The organism is Methylorubrum aminovorans (genome assembly GCF_022179725.1).
Lineage (GTDB): Bacteria > Pseudomonadota > Alphaproteobacteria > Rhizobiales > Beijerinckiaceae > Methylobacterium > Methylobacterium aminovorans.
The window spans coordinates 13,243-29,450 of sequence record NZ_BPRC01000034.1 but is presented as its reverse complement, the minus strand read 5'-3'; the positions used below and the strand labels follow the sequence as shown (position 1 = coordinate 29,450).

17 protein-coding genes are annotated in these 16,208 nt (G+C 63.2%); 10 read left to right on the top strand and 7 right to left on the bottom strand.

Annotation, left to right across the window (positions count from 1 at the left end; genetic code table 11):
* The first annotated feature begins 108 nt into the window (after positions 1-108).
* From MFF24_RS25170 to MFF24_RS25155, 4 genes are all read left to right on the top strand, one after another.
* The gene (locus tag MFF24_RS25170) at positions 109-765 is read left to right on the top strand and encodes a hypothetical protein (protein ID WP_238228732.1); all 657 of its coding nucleotides are present in this window, start codon (positions 109-111) and stop codon (positions 763-765) included.
* A 267-nt stretch (positions 766-1,032) separates the two neighbouring features.
* Positions 1,033-1,710 carry a ParA family protein gene (locus tag MFF24_RS25165; RefSeq protein ID WP_137830741.1) on the top strand — a complete coding sequence of 226 codons (678 nt, stop codon included), beginning with the start codon at positions 1,033-1,035 and terminating at the stop codon, positions 1,708-1,710.
* Entirely contained in the window at positions 1,707-2,012 is a 306-nt protein-coding gene (locus MFF24_RS25160) for a hypothetical protein (protein WP_137830740.1), read from the top strand. The genes MFF24_RS25165 and MFF24_RS25160 overlap by 4 nt, the downstream gene beginning before the upstream one ends.
* Positions 2,013-2,185: 173 nt before the next feature.
* Entirely contained in the window at positions 2,186-3,235 is a 1,050-nt protein-coding gene (locus tag MFF24_RS25155; RefSeq protein WP_238228731.1) for a hypothetical protein, read from the top strand.
* Between the two features lie 1,105 nt (positions 3,236-4,340).
* Here MFF24_RS25155 and MFF24_RS25150 read toward each other — a convergent pair.
* Both MFF24_RS25150 and MFF24_RS25145 read right to left on the bottom strand, forming a co-directional pair.
* A complete protein-coding gene (locus tag MFF24_RS25150; protein WP_137831821.1) occupies positions 4,341-5,240 on the bottom strand; it encodes a hypothetical protein in 900 nt (299 codons plus the stop codon).
* 9 nt (positions 5,241-5,249) lie between these two features.
* The gene (locus MFF24_RS25145) at positions 5,250-7,631 is read right to left on the bottom strand and encodes a type IV secretory system conjugative DNA transfer family protein (protein WP_238228730.1); all 2,382 of its coding nucleotides are present in this window, start codon (positions 7,629-7,631) and stop codon (positions 5,250-5,252) included.
* Between the two features lie 42 nt (positions 7,632-7,673).
* Between MFF24_RS25145 and MFF24_RS25140 the strand changes: the two genes are divergently transcribed.
* Complete coding sequence (locus MFF24_RS25140) at positions 7,674-8,567, top strand: hypothetical protein (RefSeq protein WP_238228729.1); 894 nt, start codon at positions 7,674-7,676, stop codon at positions 8,565-8,567.
* Between the two features lie 250 nt (positions 8,568-8,817).
* Here MFF24_RS25140 and MFF24_RS25135 read toward each other — a convergent pair whose 3' ends face one another.
* The 3 genes from MFF24_RS25135 to MFF24_RS25125 form a co-directional block, all read right to left on the bottom strand.
* Positions 8,818-9,144, bottom strand: a complete 327-nt coding sequence (locus MFF24_RS25135; RefSeq protein WP_238228728.1) for a hypothetical protein — start codon at positions 9,142-9,144, stop codon at positions 8,818-8,820.
* The gene (locus MFF24_RS25130) at positions 9,141-10,028 is read right to left on the bottom strand and encodes a phage integrase N-terminal domain-containing protein (RefSeq protein WP_238228727.1); all 888 of its coding nucleotides are present in this window, start codon (positions 10,026-10,028) and stop codon (positions 9,141-9,143) included. Before MFF24_RS25130 ends, MFF24_RS25135 begins: the two co-directional genes overlap by 4 nt.
* Positions 10,029-11,230: 1,202 nt before the next feature.
* Positions 11,231-11,482, bottom strand: coding sequence for a transcriptional regulator (locus MFF24_RS25125; protein ID WP_238228726.1), 252 nt, complete (start codon positions 11,480-11,482; stop codon positions 11,231-11,233).
* A 297-nt stretch (positions 11,483-11,779) separates the two neighbouring features.
* Here MFF24_RS25125 and MFF24_RS25120 point away from each other — a divergent pair, with 297 nt between their 5' ends.
* Entirely contained in the window at positions 11,780-12,109 is a 330-nt protein-coding gene (locus tag MFF24_RS25120; RefSeq protein ID WP_238228725.1) for a DUF3768 domain-containing protein, read from the top strand.
* Positions 12,110-12,196: 87 nt separating this feature from the next.
* On the opposite strand, the gene MFF24_RS25115 is transcribed toward MFF24_RS25120, so the two are convergent.
* Both MFF24_RS25115 and MFF24_RS25110 read right to left on the bottom strand, forming a co-directional pair.
* Positions 12,197-12,391, bottom strand: a complete 195-nt coding sequence (locus MFF24_RS25115) for a hypothetical protein (RefSeq protein WP_238228724.1) — start codon at positions 12,389-12,391, stop codon at positions 12,197-12,199.
* Positions 12,388-13,158 (bottom strand): zincin-like metallopeptidase domain-containing protein, encoded by a 771-nt coding sequence (locus tag MFF24_RS25110; RefSeq protein ID WP_238228723.1) that lies wholly within the window; start codon positions 13,156-13,158, stop codon positions 12,388-12,390. The genes MFF24_RS25115 and MFF24_RS25110 overlap by 4 nt, the downstream gene beginning before the upstream one ends.
* A gap of 77 nt (positions 13,159-13,235) precedes the next feature.
* On the opposite strand from MFF24_RS25110, the gene MFF24_RS25105 reads away from it, so the two are divergent.
* The 4 genes from MFF24_RS25105 to MFF24_RS25090 all read left to right on the top strand — a co-directional run bounded on the left by MFF24_RS25105 (position 13,236) and on the right by MFF24_RS25090 (position 16,071).
* Positions 13,236-13,754 (top strand): hypothetical protein, encoded by a 519-nt coding sequence (locus tag MFF24_RS25105; RefSeq protein ID WP_238228722.1) that lies wholly within the window; start codon positions 13,236-13,238, stop codon positions 13,752-13,754.
* A 58-nt stretch (positions 13,755-13,812) separates the two neighbouring features.
* The gene (locus MFF24_RS25100) at positions 13,813-14,181 is read left to right on the top strand and encodes a hypothetical protein (protein WP_238228721.1); all 369 of its coding nucleotides are present in this window, start codon (positions 13,813-13,815) and stop codon (positions 14,179-14,181) included.
* A gap of 249 nt (positions 14,182-14,430) precedes the next feature.
* Positions 14,431-15,600, top strand: a complete 1,170-nt coding sequence (locus MFF24_RS25095) for an ImmA/IrrE family metallo-endopeptidase (protein WP_238228720.1) — start codon at positions 14,431-14,433, stop codon at positions 15,598-15,600.
* 6 nt (positions 15,601-15,606) lie between these two features.
* Positions 15,607-16,071, top strand: coding sequence for a DUF4411 family protein (locus MFF24_RS25090; RefSeq protein WP_017482511.1), 465 nt, complete (start codon positions 15,607-15,609; stop codon positions 16,069-16,071).
* Positions 16,072-16,208: the final 137 nt, after the last annotated feature.

Below are 16,208 nucleotides of genomic sequence, written 5' to 3'. Positions count from 1 at the left end.
ACGATAGAAAAAGCTTACCCCGGAGGTATGCAGAGCAGGGACCAACCGGGGCTTACCCAAATATAATGGGTCAACTGGCCAAAAAGTTCAAGGGGGTTGTTTGAGGGGATGAGCACGTTCGTTGATACGGTCGCGCCGGCCCGCTTCGCCCGCTATCTGGCTTGGGCCAACAACGATGCCGCGTTGGCCCACCGGCTCTATGCCCGCAACGTCGCTCTGGCCGAGGCTTTCTACACACCCTTGCACACCCTGGAGATCGTGCTGCGCAACCGCGTGGACGATGCGCTGAGTGCCCAGTTCACCTCGAACTGGTTCAACGATCCCGCGGTGGTCCGCCATGTGCCCCTGCAGCGCAAGGTCCAGGATGCCCACCGCAAGCTTGCTTCGCTCGGTACGGGTCTGACCCGGGGACACGTGGTGGCCGAACTCAGCCTGGGCTTCTGGACCGGCATGTTTAACCGCCACCAGCATCACCTCTGGCAGCATCTGCGGCCGATCTTCGTGGGGGCCCGTGGCATCCACCGCCGCAGCGTGTCCGGTCAGCTCGATGACGTGCGCGGTCTGCGGAACCGGATCGCGCATTACGAGCCGATTGTGCAGCTCAACCTCCTGAACGCCTATCAGGAGATCGAGACCCTGACGCAGTGGCTGTCACCCCAGGCTGCGCTTTGGACGGCAACACACAGCCGCTTCCTGGCCGTCTGCCCACCGCAGATGATCATCGTCAACAACCAGGTCGATCCGGCGCTGACGGCGATCCTGTAGCGCCGTCGTACCGGCGTACGTACGTACGAACCTACAAAAGTAGGTATGTACATCCCGCGGTTCGTATCTTTCTGAGCACAGTGGGTCCGTGAAGTGGTCTCATCGACGGTGCTGCTGCATCGCTATGACTTCACCGCAGCCGTGAAGTGTGAAACCGTACGAACCACCGAAGCGCGGTATGTACGACCCTACAGAACGCGGCTCATACACCCATACGTACGTACGAACATACGACCGTAGGAGCGTCGAGAAAGGAAAAGGCAAATCATGGCAGACCCTTACATCATCAGCGTGCTCGGGCAGAAAGGTGGCGTTGGCAAAAGCACCATCGCCCGCATGCTGGGCGAGCAGTTCGCCCGCATGGACGATGGCGGTTGGGAGGTGAAGATCGCTGACCTGGACGTGGCGCAAAGCACGTCATGGAACTGGATGCGCCGCCGGGCGGCCAACGGGTACACACCGGCGATCCGGGTGGAGACCATGACCCTCGATAAGGCGCTCAAGGATGCCCGGTTCTTCCACGTGATGATCCTCGACTGCCCAGGGTTTGCGACCAGGGACACGCTGCAGGCTGCCACGGCGAGCAAGCTGGTGGTGGTGCCAAGTGGCATCGGCACGGACGATCTGGAGCCCACCGTGCGCGTGCTTCACGACCTGAAAAAGGGTGGCGTGGAGAAACAGCGGATTGTCGTGCTGCTGACCAAGGTGGGCGACAGCGCCGTCGAGATCCAGCAGGCCCGCGATTACTTTGAAGAGGCTGGCTACTACGTGGCCAACACCACCCTCAAAGACGCCACACTTTACCGCCGCGCCCTCGACGTTGGGCAGACCCTGACGGAGGTGAAGCACAAGGGCTTGGCCGATCGCGCCCGGCAGGTGTTTGTTGAACTTATTGAGCGCCTGACCCAGGCTGAACCCGCATCGAAGAAAGAGAACGCCGCATGAGCAGCGCCACCGTGACCTCGCTACCGCGCCCACCCAAGCCCGACCTCGCACCTGAGGCTGCAGCTGCGCCTGAGCCCGGTAAGCGCCTGCCCAAGCCGCTGCCAAGCAAAGGCAAGCCGCCGGCTGAAACCAATGCCGAGCCCGTCCTGCGCCGCGCCGCGGCGACCGCTTCGGTGCAGATGCCGTTCCAGGTGCCTGCCGAGGTTCGCCGGCAGTTCAAAGCCTATGCCGCCGAGCGCGATATGACCAACAGCGAGCTGTTCCTGCGCATCTGGGAAGAGTACCGGGCTAATCACTCCTAGATACCAACCGACGAACGTACGTTCGTACGCCCGTACGGTCGTCGGCTGGCCTCACGCTGTTGCAGCGTCACGACATGCGCCGGCTATCTCACTAAGAGTGCTGCCGTTTTGGGCATGGAGTGTTGCAAATCTGGTGCGAGGTTTCCCGTTCCGCGGTAGCGTTGCCTCCTGCCATGACCGACCTGTTCAACCTCACGCCGGCCGAAATCGCCCGCATCGAGCGCAAGAAGCGCACGATGCAGAACAAGCGCGGCCGCAAGAACCCGTCGATGCTGCCGGACCGTTTGGCACGCACGTCCGCCTTCGCCCCGCGGCGGCAGGGGCTGATCACAGACAGCAACTTCTCGCAGACTTACGTGGTCCCGGGCTACTCCGTAATCGAGGTGAAAGGCCGGGAACTCGGCAGCCAGCACCGCGACGCGATTTACGCGCTGTTCCGGATGAAGCCGACCACGGTTTACGAGAACAATCCGGCCTATCGCAGCGGCACCTTCATTCCACCGCTGCTCTCGGTTTGCGAGACGAAAACCACGTGGCGGGCCTTGCTCAAGGCCCTCAACAAGACCGAGCACGTCAATAATCTGCTCACGCTGATGACCGTGTTTCAGGAGATCCAGCAGGTTAGCCTGATCATCCACCAGGGGCGCTCCCTGGAAGACATGGAAAAGATCTTCAAGAGCCGGAGCCAAAGCCGCCTGGCAGATACTGCGGGCTCCTCCGAGCCGATGATCACGAAACTGTCCTGGTCCGGCGCCCAGCTCGATAGCGAGGTGGTCGTGCGTTACGGGCAAACCGTCGTGAACATGATCCAGAAGGCTGCCCTGGTCAGCGTCAACGCCGAGGTGCAGTTCCGCCTAAAGTCCGACCACGCCAAGGTGTTTTGGCCGTTCATCGACAGTCAGCCGAACCATACCTGGATCGATGAGGAGCGCCTGGCGCATCTCGCCGGGCGCCAACTCTGGGGCGAGGGGGCGACGGCGGCCAAGCGCAGCCAGTTCCGCAAGGAATGCCGCGAGGCCTTCAAGGACATGGTCGCTGCCAAGGGATTGGCGAGCTACCGCGAGGAGGTCACCGGATCCGGCTGGCACAAGGGCCGCCGCTGGCACTACGTCCATGCTCTGCCGACCCAGGGCGAGATGGAGCTTTTGGTCAGCAAGGCCAATGAGCTGGCTGAGCAGACCACAGGCACAGATCCCGAGGCTCTTTCGCCCGACGCGGCATGATCAGGCGGGAAACCTCGCCCCAGTTTTTGGCGGAAACCCTTTGTTAACCGTGGCTTTAGCGGGAAACCTCGCCCCAGAATTGGCCCAAAAGGCCGTTTTCAGGCACTTCGACCCGTGGCGATCCCGGTCAGACACACCCATTCAGGGCCGTTTCAGACCCTCGCCCCAGAATTGGGCGCTAAACCTCTGGCCCGCCGATCCCTCGCCCCAGATTTCCGCCGCAGAAGGTCGATTTCAGACCCTCGCCCCAGATTTGCCTGCCGACCCCCCTCAAAATCAGACCCTCGCCCCAGAATTTGGAACCCCTCGCCCCAGATTTGTCGTCCCTCGCCCCAGTTTAATAAAACCTCGCCCCAGATTTAGGGCGTAACCCCAGGCGCGAGCAGCGGAATTTCTCTAAAGACCTTTTCTATTAGATATATTTAAAGACTTAACAAAGACGTCCCCAGCCTTTCCACAACCCCGAAATCGACCTGACCACAAACGACACCGGAGCTGCAGTGTCTCCTCCCAGGTCATCTGCAGCTCAACCCCCGCCCCTGGCGCTAACGCGCCACCCGCTCCCCCACCCAAACCGGAAGCCGCCTACGGCGGCTAGCTTTGATAGGAGGCCGCCCTGTCGGGCGGCCAAGTTGGGCTTTCGAGGGGTCGTGGTGTTGGCGGCCTGTGCGCCCTCTAGGATGCGTTGTGGCAGCCGAACGGGAGTTAGAGCGACGAAGGCGCCAAAGCGGCCTAAAACCGCCGCCTGTGGCCCTCCTAGCGCCTGCACCGTTGAACCCGCTGCGCGGGTCGTCGACTGACGGGCGCGCCGCGCCCGTTCTGCCAAGGTTGACCCTGTGGCTTGGTGAGGATGAACTTGCCCCGCGCCGCGCCTGAAACAATTGCCTGCCGCCGCTCAGACCCTCGCCCCAGATTTAAGGTGCAGCTGCAGGCACAGCGTTGTCTGGGGATCAGGACAGCTTGTAAGTCATTGAAAGTAAACGATAAGATCCGTTGATTTTGGAGTGCTGACGAAGCGTTGACCCGGCGAGCGCTGGTTGGACCCTCGCCCCAGATTTGAGCGGACGACAGGCGAGTAGGCCCCGCGGGATGCTCACACGCACGTTCAAGCCGGCGTTGGTTCCAGCGTCTGGCCAAGCTTGCGGAACAGAGGCCGTTGCGCCCGGTCACCAGGCTGATGCCAGCCGCCGCCAGGATCTGCGGCGACCTCGGGCAGGCTTTTGATGAAAAACCAGCTCCAATCGTCGTGGTTGGGCTCAAACCGCGCCGCGTTCCAGCGCGCCAGGGCCTTTTCCCGGAGAGCGTCGTCCTTGAAAACGACGAGGAAGCGTGGACGAGCCAGGGGCCGCGCTGGCGTGCCAAGGGCGTTCTCGATGTAGCACCCGGCACTGACGGTGCGGAGGAACGTCAGTTTGCCCCGGTTCTGACTGCCGCTGAAGAACCGGGTCAGGTCGCCCCGTTCGCCGCCACGCTCCAGCTCGATCACAAGCAGGTCGGCCTCGCTCTCGCCAGGCAGGCGCAGCCAAGCCAATGCATCCGGCACGAACGTCAGACCGGGGCCGTCGATTTTGGTGGCCTTGTGCCGGCCGCGTGAGCCCGGTTCAAAGTCGGTGACGTACTGCAGCAGCTCCACGCCGGCTGCCTCCGCCCAGGCCCTAAGAGCAATATGGATGTCCACAATCCCCAGGCGGTGCAGCACCTCGTGCAGATCACCAAAGGTGCGTTCCGAGCCCACCGCGTCGGTGCCGTCGTGCTGAAACAGCGCGCCGGCGCCCCGGGGCGTCAGCCAGTAGATCAGCGGCAGCGACGTGACCCGGCTGACCAGCACACCCTCATGCCGGCCCACTAGACCTCGTGCATGGAGATAGCGGGCCGCGCCCGCGAGGGCGCCTGGATCCCGGCCCACGCCCACCCGGCGCATCATGTCGTAGGTCAGCAGCCGGTAGACATGCAGTGCCTTGAGCAAGCGCAGCTGCAAGGGTGAAACGGGCACCTCACGCGGCATGGCGGTGTCCTAGTCCGGTTCGTGACCCCGATTGATAGAGGGCAGTTTGCGATCCTGACCAGGGCCTTGCGTGTCAATCTTTGGGCGAACAAGCTTGCCGGCAGCGGATGATGCTTTCTCCTGAGGTGGTGGTTGCTCACCGGGACGTAGCGGCTTCTTCAGGCCCAGTTCGGCTGAGCGCAGGGGGGGCATTGTCGATGTATCGCCAGCTTGCCCACTGGCATCCGTACGCTTCACCGTCGAAGCGGCCGGCGGCTGCGATGGCTCCCCTATGGGAAGCTCGGGCTTCTTGAGCACGTCATTACCCTCACTGGGGCTCTGGGTTGAAGGCGCGGCGGGCTTCTCGGGTTTTGTCGTCACCAGGATCGGCGCGCTGGCGGTGCGCCCGCGCCGAGGCGGAGCGTTCGCCGGCGCTTCCGGTGTACGGGCCTCGTTCTGTACGTTCGTACGCTCGTACGATTGTACGTTTATAGGAGGGCTGGCAGCTGCAGCCGGCTTTGCGGCCGGCCTCAGCGCTTCTTGAGGCCGGCTCGTGGCGGGCCGCTCCGGGACGGTCTGCGCTGCGGCACCAGCACGTTCTGCAGGAGGCTCCGCGGTACGCGGTACAGGCCGTGGCGGTGCCTCCGGCACAGGCGGGTTGCGGGCTGGTGGGATCGGCTCGACCTCGTCCGGCAGCGCCACCTCTGAGCGGCGATAGTACCCGCCCGGCCGCGTCAGTCCCGCAACGTAAGCCTGCCAGGCCGCCTCCGGCAGCCATCGATCCGGGCTTACATCTGCTCGTAGCTTGCCCTCCGTATCGCGGACGACGAGATCGCTGCGGACCTGCACGGTGTGGACGCCTGGCACCCCCTCCCAATGCACCCAGAACTGTCCGCGCTGCAGCGGCGGCAGCTCGTCGGCCTTGCCCCGGTAGGCCAGCAGCTCCGCCCCGCGCCTTGGATCATCAAGGGCGGCAAGGCGGCACCGCGTGTTGCCGACAAGGGCCATCGCCTGCTCTTTGCTGAACCCCTCGCCCTCCGTTTGCTGTGCAAACGTAGCGTGCACGCCGACTTTCCGTTGTTCGTTCAGCACCTCGATCATCTGCGGGCTGGTCATCGCGGAAACCTCGTCCACGACCAAGTGCAGGGGCGTGTACGGTCCCTCGCGCTGCATCCGCCGGGAGCCGATCGCGGCGGCCATCGTCACCAGCAGCCGCCCGATCGCGGCCCGCTGCTTGCGCTTGCCGTATTTGGCGAGGTTCACGACGACGAACTTTCCGGCGTCCAGCTCGCGCTCCAGGTCGATGGTGGAGGGACCGAACAGGGCGTTGCGCACGTCCACCATGCCGGTAATCCGGTCTACGCGATTGCCGAGAAAATCCCGGTTCAAGGCGTAGGACCCGGCCCCAAAGCGGAAACGGAAAAAGTCGCGCACATGCCGGTCAGGGTGGTGGTAGGCCGCCTGTAACAATCGCTCCCGGCGACGGTCGATGAACCCTCCGAACGGCGATTTCTTCGGGTCCGGCGGCTCGACCACCATCCGGCCCAGATCCTCCATGGTGGCGTCGGGTTGGTCCAACAGCACCCGCGCGCAGTTGGTGACCAGCGTTTCCATGTTGTCGGTCAGGTTGGCGGTCATTTCGCTGATCGCCGTGCCGATGGTCTCCGCCAGGTGGCTCTTTTCGCGGACATCGAGCAGGTGGGCGCGGTCGAACGGGTTGAACCCGACTGTCAGACCGGCGCGCAGTTCCGGCTCTACGTAGATGATCCGATTGTCCCGGTGCAGTTCGGGCCAGCGGGCGACGTCCACCGCTAGGGTCCGGCCGGGATCGATGAGGAGAACGCCCGCCCGCCGGCGTTGGGCGTAGGGGTGCAGGAGGGCCTTCAGCACCTCCGACTTACCGTGCCCCGTCGCGGCGACGACGAGGGTGTGCATTCGCCGGCTGGCCTCTGGAAAGGCCGCCACCGGCCGGAACTCCGGCCAACGCTCCATCAGCTTCTCGACGGGGATTTTCCGGCGGAGGTAGCGCAGCCAGCCGGCGAGATCCGGAGTGTCGTCGCTCTGCCGATCAAAGCGAAGGAACGCCAGCACCTCCGGGCTTTCCTCGCCCAGGACATGGAGGGTGCCGACCCCCTTCCCGGTGTCCTCGATCTGCCAGGTCAGCGCTTCGCGGCGGCGGGTCTCGCGGGCGATCTTGTCCCGCCCTTCGACGGCGTAACAGTAAGCCTCGAACCCCAGCGGCGTGAGTGCCAGCCGCTCCGCCGCAGGCAGGTACGGATCTGAAACCGCTTCGGTCCACTTGGCCACCAGCCTGTCCAGGGTGGCGGCATCCGGCAGCGCCGTGCCCAGTTCGATCCGGTCATCAGCTCCGGACGGGGCAGGGCTTGCAGCTTGTCTGTATGTCGGCAACATCGGCCCGCCGCTCCACTGGCGGCCCAGCTTACCGAGGCCGCCGTGCCGGGCAATCAGCTTGTTCCCGATGACCCGAATTATCGCCGCGCCTTCCAGAAGCGCGAACCCTCGTTGTCCGAACGGGTTGGCGATGGTTTGGAGGGCTACTTCACCGGGGCGAGCAAGGGCCGGTTCTGGCCGGAACTCATCGCCAGCGCGGCCAAGGCCTTCGTCTGGTGCTGGCTGATCCTCGCGTTCCTGTTGGCCTTTCACCCGGTCGTCGGCTTCATCGGGCCATTCCGGCCGATGACGCCGACATGGCTACGGACGACCAACGGCAGCGACGCCGAGTTTCTGCGTGCGGTCTTAGGTTGGATCGGCGCCGTTCTAAGCCACTGGCAGTGGTTCTTGATCCTTTACATTCCATGGGTGTCCCTGCGGGCCTATGCAATTCTGAAAGAGGCCGTGCCAAGGCATTTCCGGGAGCGTAGCGAGCGGCGGGCAGCAGCCGAAAAGGAACGCCAGCAGATCCGCCGCGACTACGAGGCCGGGCTTGCCCGTCAGCTGCGCGTCGCCGACGACCACAGGGAGGCGGCAGAGCGAGCCAGACAGGCAGAGCTAGCCGCGCAGGAAAAGGCGAAGCAGCAGGCGATTGCCAACGCCCGCGAATACCTCCGGCAGCGGGCCGAGGCGCGGGCGCGGGTCGAACACGCCGTCCAAGTCGATATTGCCCGCGCTCGTGTGGACGCCCTCCGGACGGGCGATGACGACCCCGAAGCCCCCTATCTGCGCGTTCGTGAGAGCATGAAACGGACAGAGCCGAAGCCGCCGCACTGGGGCCTGCTCCGCGATCCGGAAGTGATCGACAACGCCATCCGGCGGGTCATCGGCGACGGCAAATGGTTGCCCGAGGCCCCGCCCTACCCCCCTGAAATCAGGACTGGCTTGCTAAACTGAAAACTCACATTACTGAAATAGTTTAACAGCCATTTCGCCTGCATCACACTTTGTTTCTCGTCGCTCGTTCCGGACTGCGGCCCCTGCCGCATTCCCTCTCTCGCTCCTCGTCACTCCGTGCCGCTATTCCTGCGGGGCCCGGGGCCAAGCTCTCCCTCCCCCCACTCGCGCGGCCCCCCCTCCCTCGTCGCCGTGGCGACGATCCAGCGGCTCTTGCCCGGTCGGGCAGGGTCTCCCCCTCCCCCGTCGGTCAGACCCCGCCGACCTCGGCCGTGCGCCAGTCCACTACCAGGTCTTGAGCAGTCCCGGCGGCGGTATCGCCGCCGCCGCGTGCGGTCCATCGGTGGCCGATCTTCTCGGCCTTCAGCCACGCCAAGGCAGCGGCGGCGGCTTCGGTCTCGCGTAGGTCCAGCCCATCCGGCCCCGGAACGGTCAGGTGATCGAACCCAGCCTTAGCTGCCGCCTGCATTCTCTCCCGCAGCCCTTCCAGGGCGTACAAGGTCGCCGCCAGGGCTGCGCGGTTTTCGGCTGTGGTCGCCCGCAGGTCCGCCACCAGAGAGTTTAGGCGGGGCTTCATGCGGCCCCCTTCCGGCGGGCGAACCGATAGCCAAGGTACGCGTCGGTGATCTGGCGGCGCTCGTGCCCCAGCTCGCGGGTGATGGTCTGCCGCGCCCGGTAATCGGCCCGGCGCTCCGCTGCCGTCATCTGCTCGAACGGCCTGCCCCCGGCCGCCGTGCACTCCTGTCCGGTCAACGTGCGGTAGCGCCATTGGGCGTACCAATGTCTGTGCTTGTGCTTATCGCGGATGCCCGCCGCCCAGGTGCGGCGGTCAAGCTGGCGACGGTAGACGACGCTTTTGACCCCCTGGGGGACAAGGCAGCCCTTGCCCACGACGGTGCGCAGCTCGTCCAGCAATTCCCGCTGCCGCTGGTGCGTGATCGGAATGACCCGCGCCCGGCCGCCCTTGCACCAACTCGCTTTCATGTGCAGGGCGTCGCCCTGTACGGCGGTTTCCGGCTCGAAAAGGATGCTTTCCTCGACCCGCATCCCGAAGGCCATTTGCAGGCGGACGGCGAGCTGATCGCGCTCGTTCAGGCTGGCGTACTGCGCCAGCCTCGTCGCTTCCGCCCGGTTGCCCTTGAACGTCGCCCGCAGCTCGATCCCAAGATCCGCGTTGCTTTTCGGGATCACGCTGCCCTTGCGGACATTGCGCGACCAGGTGCGCATCCAGCTCACTCGGTTCTTGATTGTGCCGGTGGCCAGGCCGTCATCGGTCCACTTGGCCACCAGCTTCTGAATGTGAATGTCCTTGATCGATCGTGCCGAGGGCAGGACGTGCCCCAGCGCCCGCAGCTCGCGGGCGATCAGTTGTAAACCTCGGGTGCGCTGAACGCGGGTGCGGATTGCTCCGCCCCCGCTGTTCAAGCCCATCTGCTTCAAGTCTTGGGCGAGATGATCCACGCCTAAGATACTTTCTTTCGTTTAGTGCTTTTGACCGCCGCCGGGGCATATAGCCTGTCGGTCAGCCCGCATTTCTGCGGTAAAGGTCGGGATAATCAAACCATAACCGTCTAAGTCTGGGTCTCTTTCACCTCTCCTCTAAGTCGCCGTTGCGTCCACCGGGCGGGTGGGCCGCTGTGCCATGTCAGCCATGCCGCCTCTGTTTGGTTTCTCGCTCAATTCGGTCTCCATCATGGGAGCTACCAGCATCCGTGCCCGTGGGGTGGTTCTGTCGCGGTAGGTTCGCAGGGTAACGCCCTGCTCGCTTGTGGCCTGTCGGGTGGCCTGTCGTTCATCCTGAAAAGGACGTGGCCCGAGGGCCTGGGGTGACGCGGTTTGCAGGGCTAGACGCGCCCCGCCGGACTGTGGCCGGTCTGCCGCGCAGACAAGCGGCAGACGTTTCCTTCTGTCACTCGCCCTCACTCGTTGCTGACAGTCGCGCCTAACAGGGACCGGCTGCCCATCATCGGCCGTGGCTGGTGCTTTGCTCTGCGGTGGTGCGCCCACGCGCCGCCGCCGTCACTTCCCGGACTTCGCCTTGAAGTGACGGCGGCTCCTGCGGTGCCGTGTTCGGCAGGCCACGCCTGCCGAAGGCGGAAGGGGAACCCTTCCACACCATCCCAAGCCGCCCGCGGGCGGCTGGTGGGGTCCTGCCTGCCCCACACCCCTGGCTGCTGGCAGCGCCAGCTGTCGTCCGTCGGTTCGTACCGACATACGTTCGTACGAACCGACGAAGCGCGGTGCGCCACGGTTAGCCGGGCCTGGACGGCCCCGGGCTGTCGTGGTGCGTAGTGTTAACCGGTGCCCCTGTCGCGCAGATGAAATCCTGCCCCCTGCAGCTGCTGCAACAGCGTCCAGGATCGCGACAGGTATTGCCGGGCGTCCCCTGCGGGCCGTGCTCTACGCGCCGCCTGCGGCGGCTTCCCGAACCCGCCCGGGGCGGTTTCGGCCCTCCGGGTGACGATCACTGACGCGCGATGCCGTCGCCCCATGGGGCGTAGTGTTAACCGGGTGGGCCAGCCGTCCGGCTCGGCCTCAAGGCCGCAAGGGCCTTGACCCCGACCCAGCCGCCCGGCGGTGGGCTTCCATAGGCGGCAAGCCGCCTCCTTGCGCAGGCTTCGCCGCGCCAGTTCCAACCTCCCCCTCATCCATGGGGCGTAGGGTTAACCGGCAGGCCGCTGCCACGTCAGCCCGAGGCCATCGGGTGCGAAGGTGACGCCCCGCGCCTCGAACGCAGCGCGAAGCCGCTCCACAACCGAGGCCCGCACCTCGCCGCCCGCTTCAAACTTGCTGAGGGTCACTTGTGACAGATCGGCTGCTTGGCAGGTGTCCAGATAGGTCATTTTTAGAATGGCGCGAGCGGCCCGGCACTGTTCCGGGCTGAAGTTTGATAGGGCGTCCTGAATATGGCTCATCTCTCATTTTCAACATAGCAAGTAAGCTCCGTCCAGTAAACAAAAATGTAGTATTACTTCAATTTTTACTTGTCATAAATGAAGCTTTACTACATATTCTTCTTAACGGAAAGGAGGTGAATGACTATGAACGGACTGAAAAAAACCAGAGCTGCCCTCGAAGAACTGCTCTGGTTAGCCCTGCAAGGGCTGATGATCTACATCGCAATTAAAGTTGCGCTGTACGTCTAGGAAGTGGGCCTCTTAGCCGGAGGCCCTATCAATCTAAAACCACGAAAATCAAAGACTGATAAACAAGTGAACCACAATGTTGAACAAATACGCAAGTTAAATGATGATTTCAGGACGACCCTGACCGGCGGAATGTTCGTTATGACGACGGGCATTCAGGAGCTGGAGCCGGTGTTCCGCACTGCTGCCTTGATCAAACTCACGGAATTTTCCGATTTTACACCGGATAACGATCCGCATGGCGAGCACGATTTCGGCGCTTTTGATGTCAACGGGGAAAAGCTGTTTTGGAAAATCGACTACTACGACCGGGCGATGAAGTATCACTCGCCTGACCCTGCCAATGCCTTTGTCACCAGGCGGGTGCTAACCCTGATGCTAGCCTCGGAATACTAACCGGAACCGCCCAAAAGGGCGGTTTATTCGCGATCTGTTGTAGTGTTAACCGCTCCATCGGACCCTTCGATCGGGTCCTGAAGTCCGTTATTTTCCTTTGTATCCTTGGAATATTGGGTTGTCAGGCGCATCTTTTGACTTTGTATCTGGATTTTCTCCGCGCAAGACCGCTTCGATAATCCATTCATCGGCACGCATGAGGAAGGATATTTTTTCTACAGAATAGCCTTTTTCGGCCATAATGCGGATCATTTCAATGTGGTCTTCGGATAACTGGCTCATGGTGACACCGTATCATGCGATGCAAGCGTAGTGTTAACCTGGCCCATGATATAACACGCCGCTCGGTGAGCTTCGCGCTCGGTTTTTGCCAAGGCGGCTGCACGATCAGGCATTTCGCCTAGATAATGCTGGAAATAATGCTCATGCAGCCCGTTTGTTTGACTTGCGAAGCCAAGTTGTTCCGCAATGATAACCGCCGTGGCCTCTGCAATCATTTCCTCTTGGGCGTAGATGGTTTCATAGTCAGTCATACTCGACCTTGGAACAGTCCGGTTCAAGCGCGTATGGTGTCCGGTCCAGTGCGCTAGCTCATGAAGGACAACATGATAGAACTCTCGATCGGCATCGCCCCCATCTATTCGATGGAAACGAGCCTGTGGCGGGAGCCCTAGCCGGTCATTTCTCCAATCGTAATAGGCTGCGTCGGCTTCATTGATGACAGCCCTGCAGGTCGTAATGACCCGCTGAAACGCCTCAATCCGATAAACTTTTTGCCGTCTCGGACTTGAGTTGTCCCAGGGCTTTTTCCACCGGGTTCCCGCTGCTGCAGGATCAGCGAGACGGGCGATCGCACGGCGCACGGCAGGACGTGACGGCCCGCCTTTGCGCAGAGCCATCTCAGCCCGGATGCGTGTCGCCTCCGCGTCTGAAGCCGGTCCCAGGTAATGGCTTTCCGTGCAAACCTTGCCGCCCGCGCGAAACGTGCGCTGTTTGTAACGGTAGGGTCGGCCCTTGATGGTCTTGATGACCTGGTAGAAGTCGCCCACCCCTGCCTGCTCCGGCCAATGGCGATGTAGTGTTAACCGCCGTCAGCTCCGGATGCCAAGGCCGCCCATAAGGGCACATGCAAAAGAGCCGGTACAACGCGCCTCGTATCACCACCCGACCCATTCACCCGGCCGACCAGGCGAAGGGTGACAAGGGCGAGCGCCGCTTCCAAAACTGGCTCGACGCCAGCCGCCTGCCGCATGTTTATCTCGACCAGACGCCCATGAGCGTCCCCGACCATTTGCGCGGCGAGATGAAACGCCCGGATTACGTGGTAGGCGTGCCTGGTGTCGGTGCCGTCGCGTTCGATGTGAAGGTCAAATCCCTCTACAACGGCCACTTTATCTTTGAGTTGAACGAGATCCGCCGGATGCGGACCTTCGCCCGGTTCTTTCACTGGACCGTGTATTTCGCCTGTCTGGACCCGGACGGCAGCCCGGAAAGCTACTGGATACGGCTCGACCAGTTCGACAACCTCACCGTGGCGCGCCGGGGCGCTTCCCTGACCCTCGCCATCCCAGCCGAGGACGCCCTGCCCGTTTCAATGCGCAAAAGCTTCCACGACGCTTTTCTTGACGCTGTGAGGCTTGCCTAGGCGCGGTGCCTCGTCCCCGATAGGATGCGGTTAGCTTGGCCGTTTCAGGGGATCAGCCGTGGACAACGACGGGGCGGTTGTTGCCGACTTTCTGACAAGCGCTGCGAATTTTCTCAAAACAGTCTTCTGGTTTTTGATTTATCCGCCCGTGTCGCTTTGGAACAGCGACAACATCTGGTGCGAGCGTAACCGCACTTGCCCACCAACAGCTGGGGCTTTTGCGCTGCTCGCATGGGTTTTATTGATTATCATGGTGGTGCGGTTCGTCGTCTGGTCCGGCAATACGAGCCGGCGTAACCTCGTGCTTCTGCTGGTGTGGGCAGGCTGCTACTACGGCCTGCCCCAGCTCTACGGCGGACTGCGCGAACTCGACCGGCGGGCCGACCAGCAGGAGATGCAGCGCCGGATCAACAGCGGCTATCGGTGAGGGTGTCTCATCACCGGTTTTCCGCACCGTTCATCCGGCCGGATACGCCGGAACGGGTGCGCTTCGCCTGCAGCGGCATGGCGCGGTGGGGGTAAGCTACTGCACGTGTAGCGGCAGCGATGCGTTTCCTGCGTAGGTGAACGAAGAGCGAACGCTTATGCTCCTGTGGCGGCAACAACAGTGTGCCTCTGCCGTTCTGCACAGGACCCCTGCCACTCTTGACGGACGTGGTATGGTGCAAGCGTAACCATGGCCAAGAGTGTACCTGCCTTCATCAACCCGGCCATGCTCGCATGGGCCCGGGACCAAGCCCGTCTCTCTCCGGAGGCGGCGGCGAAGGCTATTGCCATCAGCGTGGAGAAGCTGCTGGCCGCCGAGAACGGTGACGCCCAGCTGACCTTCCCGCAGTTCCTGGCCGCTGCTAACGTCTACAAGCGGGCCCCCAGCCTGTTTTACCTCAACGAGCCGCCGGCCGGGTTCCAGCCGATCCAGGACTTCCGCAAGCTCGCGGAGGCCGAGCCCGGGGCGTTCACGCCGGATCTGACCGCAGTGATCCGGCAGGCGCAGGAGCGCCGGGACCTGGCCCTGGACCTGCACGACGACCTGGGGGAGCCGGCCGCCGAGTTCACGTTCAGCGCCACGCTGAACGATGACGAGGAAGCCCTGGGCGAGCGCATCCGCAGCTTCCTGGACGTCACCGCCACCGACCAGCAAGCCTGGCGGGCTAAGGCCTTCGACCACTGGCGCGCCAAGATCGAAGCTCGCGACGTGCTGGTGTTCCTGATCCCCGGGCTACCGCTCACCGAAATGCGCGGCGTCGCCATCGCCGAAAGCCGGCTGCCGCTGATCCTGATCAATTCCAAGGATCGCACCAACGGGCGCACCTTCACCCTGCTGCACGAGTTCTGCCACCTCGCCGTGCGGGCGAGCGGGGTCAGCGGGTTTGGTACGGACGAGCGGCGCGCCGATGCGGCCCGGGTCGAGCAATTCTGCAACGCCGTGGCCGCGGCTGCGCTGGTCCCCAAAGACTGGCTGCTGAGCGAAACCCTGGTGGCTCGCAAAGGCAGCGAAAAGACCTGGGCGGATGACGAGCTGGCCGCGCTGGCGGTCCGGTTCGGCGTCAGCCGCGAGGTGGTCCTGCGCCGTCTGTTGACCCTCGGGCGCACCACCAAGGCGTTCTATGACAGCCGCCGGCCGGCGTTCCAAAAAGAATACGACGACCTCGACAGCAAAAAATCCACCGGCGGCCCGCCGCGCCACCTGGTGGTGCTGAGCCAGCTGGGCCGCTCTTATGCGCAGCTGGTGTTCCAGGGCTACTACGACCGCCGCCTGACGCTCCGCGACGTCTCCAACTACCTCAACATGCAGGTCAAGTCGGTTCCCGCGATGGAGCAGGCCACCTTCGGACTGAAAGGCTAGTCCGGGGTGGCCGACATCTACTGCATCGACACCAGCGCGCTGATCGCCGCCTGGTATGAGCGCTACAAGCCGAAGCGGTTCCCGAAGCTGTGGGACCAGTTCGATCAGCTGGTGACGGAAGGGCGCCTGGTCTCCTCAGCCCTGGTGCTGGCCGAGTGCCAGAAGCGCTCACCGGAGCTGCATGAATGGCTGCTGGAGCGCGAGGCCATGTTCCTGGCGCCGGACCAGGATGTGCAGCTGCGCAGCGCCCATATCATCAACACCTACAAGGGCCTGGTGATGGCCGGCAAAGAGAAGTTTGCGGCGGACCCGTTCGTGATCGCGACCGCCGAGGTGCACGGCTACCGTGTTGTGACCGAAGAGGTTGGCCCCACCAGCCTCCGGAAGATCCCTGGTGTCTGCAATGACCTGCAGGTGCCGTGGTGCAATCTCATCGACCTGTTCGATACCGAGGACTGGACACTCGGCTGACACGCGCCTTGCCCCAGGTCGAGACTGGACGCTCCTGTCAGGAGGCCCGTGCAGACGGGCTCATAAGCGTTCAAACTGAGCCGGACCCTTGCCAACTCCCAACCATGCAACCACCTGCCGGCCTGCGGGCTTTCAGA

What these genes read in the sequence shown, in the direction of transcription:
- MFF24_RS25170 (WP_238228732.1), top strand. Translation starts at nt 109, where the DNA reads ATGAGCACGTTCGTTGATACGGTCGCGCCGGCCCGCTTCGCCCGCTAT.
- MFF24_RS25165 (WP_137830741.1), top strand. Translation starts at nt 1,033, where the DNA reads ATGGCAGACCCTTACATCATCAGCGTGCTCGGGCAGAAAGGTGGCGTT.
- MFF24_RS25160 (WP_137830740.1), top strand. Translation starts at nt 1,707, where the DNA reads ATGAGCAGCGCCACCGTGACCTCGCTACCGCGCCCACCCAAGCCCGAC.
- MFF24_RS25155 (WP_238228731.1), top strand. Translation starts at nt 2,186, where the DNA reads ATGACCGACCTGTTCAACCTCACGCCGGCCGAAATCGCCCGCATCGAG.
- MFF24_RS25150 (WP_137831821.1), bottom strand. Translation starts at nt 5,240, where the DNA reads ATGCCGCGTGAGGTGCCCGTTTCACCCTTGCAGCTGCGCTTGCTCAAG.
- MFF24_RS25145 (WP_238228730.1), bottom strand. Translation starts at nt 7,631, where the DNA reads ATGTTGCCGACATACAGACAAGCTGCAAGCCCTGCCCCGTCCGGAGCT.
- MFF24_RS25135 (WP_238228728.1), bottom strand. Translation starts at nt 9,144, where the DNA reads ATGAAGCCCCGCCTAAACTCTCTGGTGGCGGACCTGCGGGCGACCACA.
- MFF24_RS25125 (WP_238228726.1), bottom strand. Translation starts at nt 11,482, where the DNA reads ATGAGCCATATTCAGGACGCCCTATCAAACTTCAGCCCGGAACAGTGC.
- MFF24_RS25115 (WP_238228724.1), bottom strand. Translation starts at nt 12,391, where the DNA reads ATGAGCCAGTTATCCGAAGACCACATTGAAATGATCCGCATTATGGCC.
- MFF24_RS25105 (WP_238228722.1), top strand. Translation starts at nt 13,236, where the DNA reads ATGCAAAAGAGCCGGTACAACGCGCCTCGTATCACCACCCGACCCATT.
- MFF24_RS25095 (WP_238228720.1), top strand. Translation starts at nt 14,431, where the DNA reads ATGGCCAAGAGTGTACCTGCCTTCATCAACCCGGCCATGCTCGCATGG.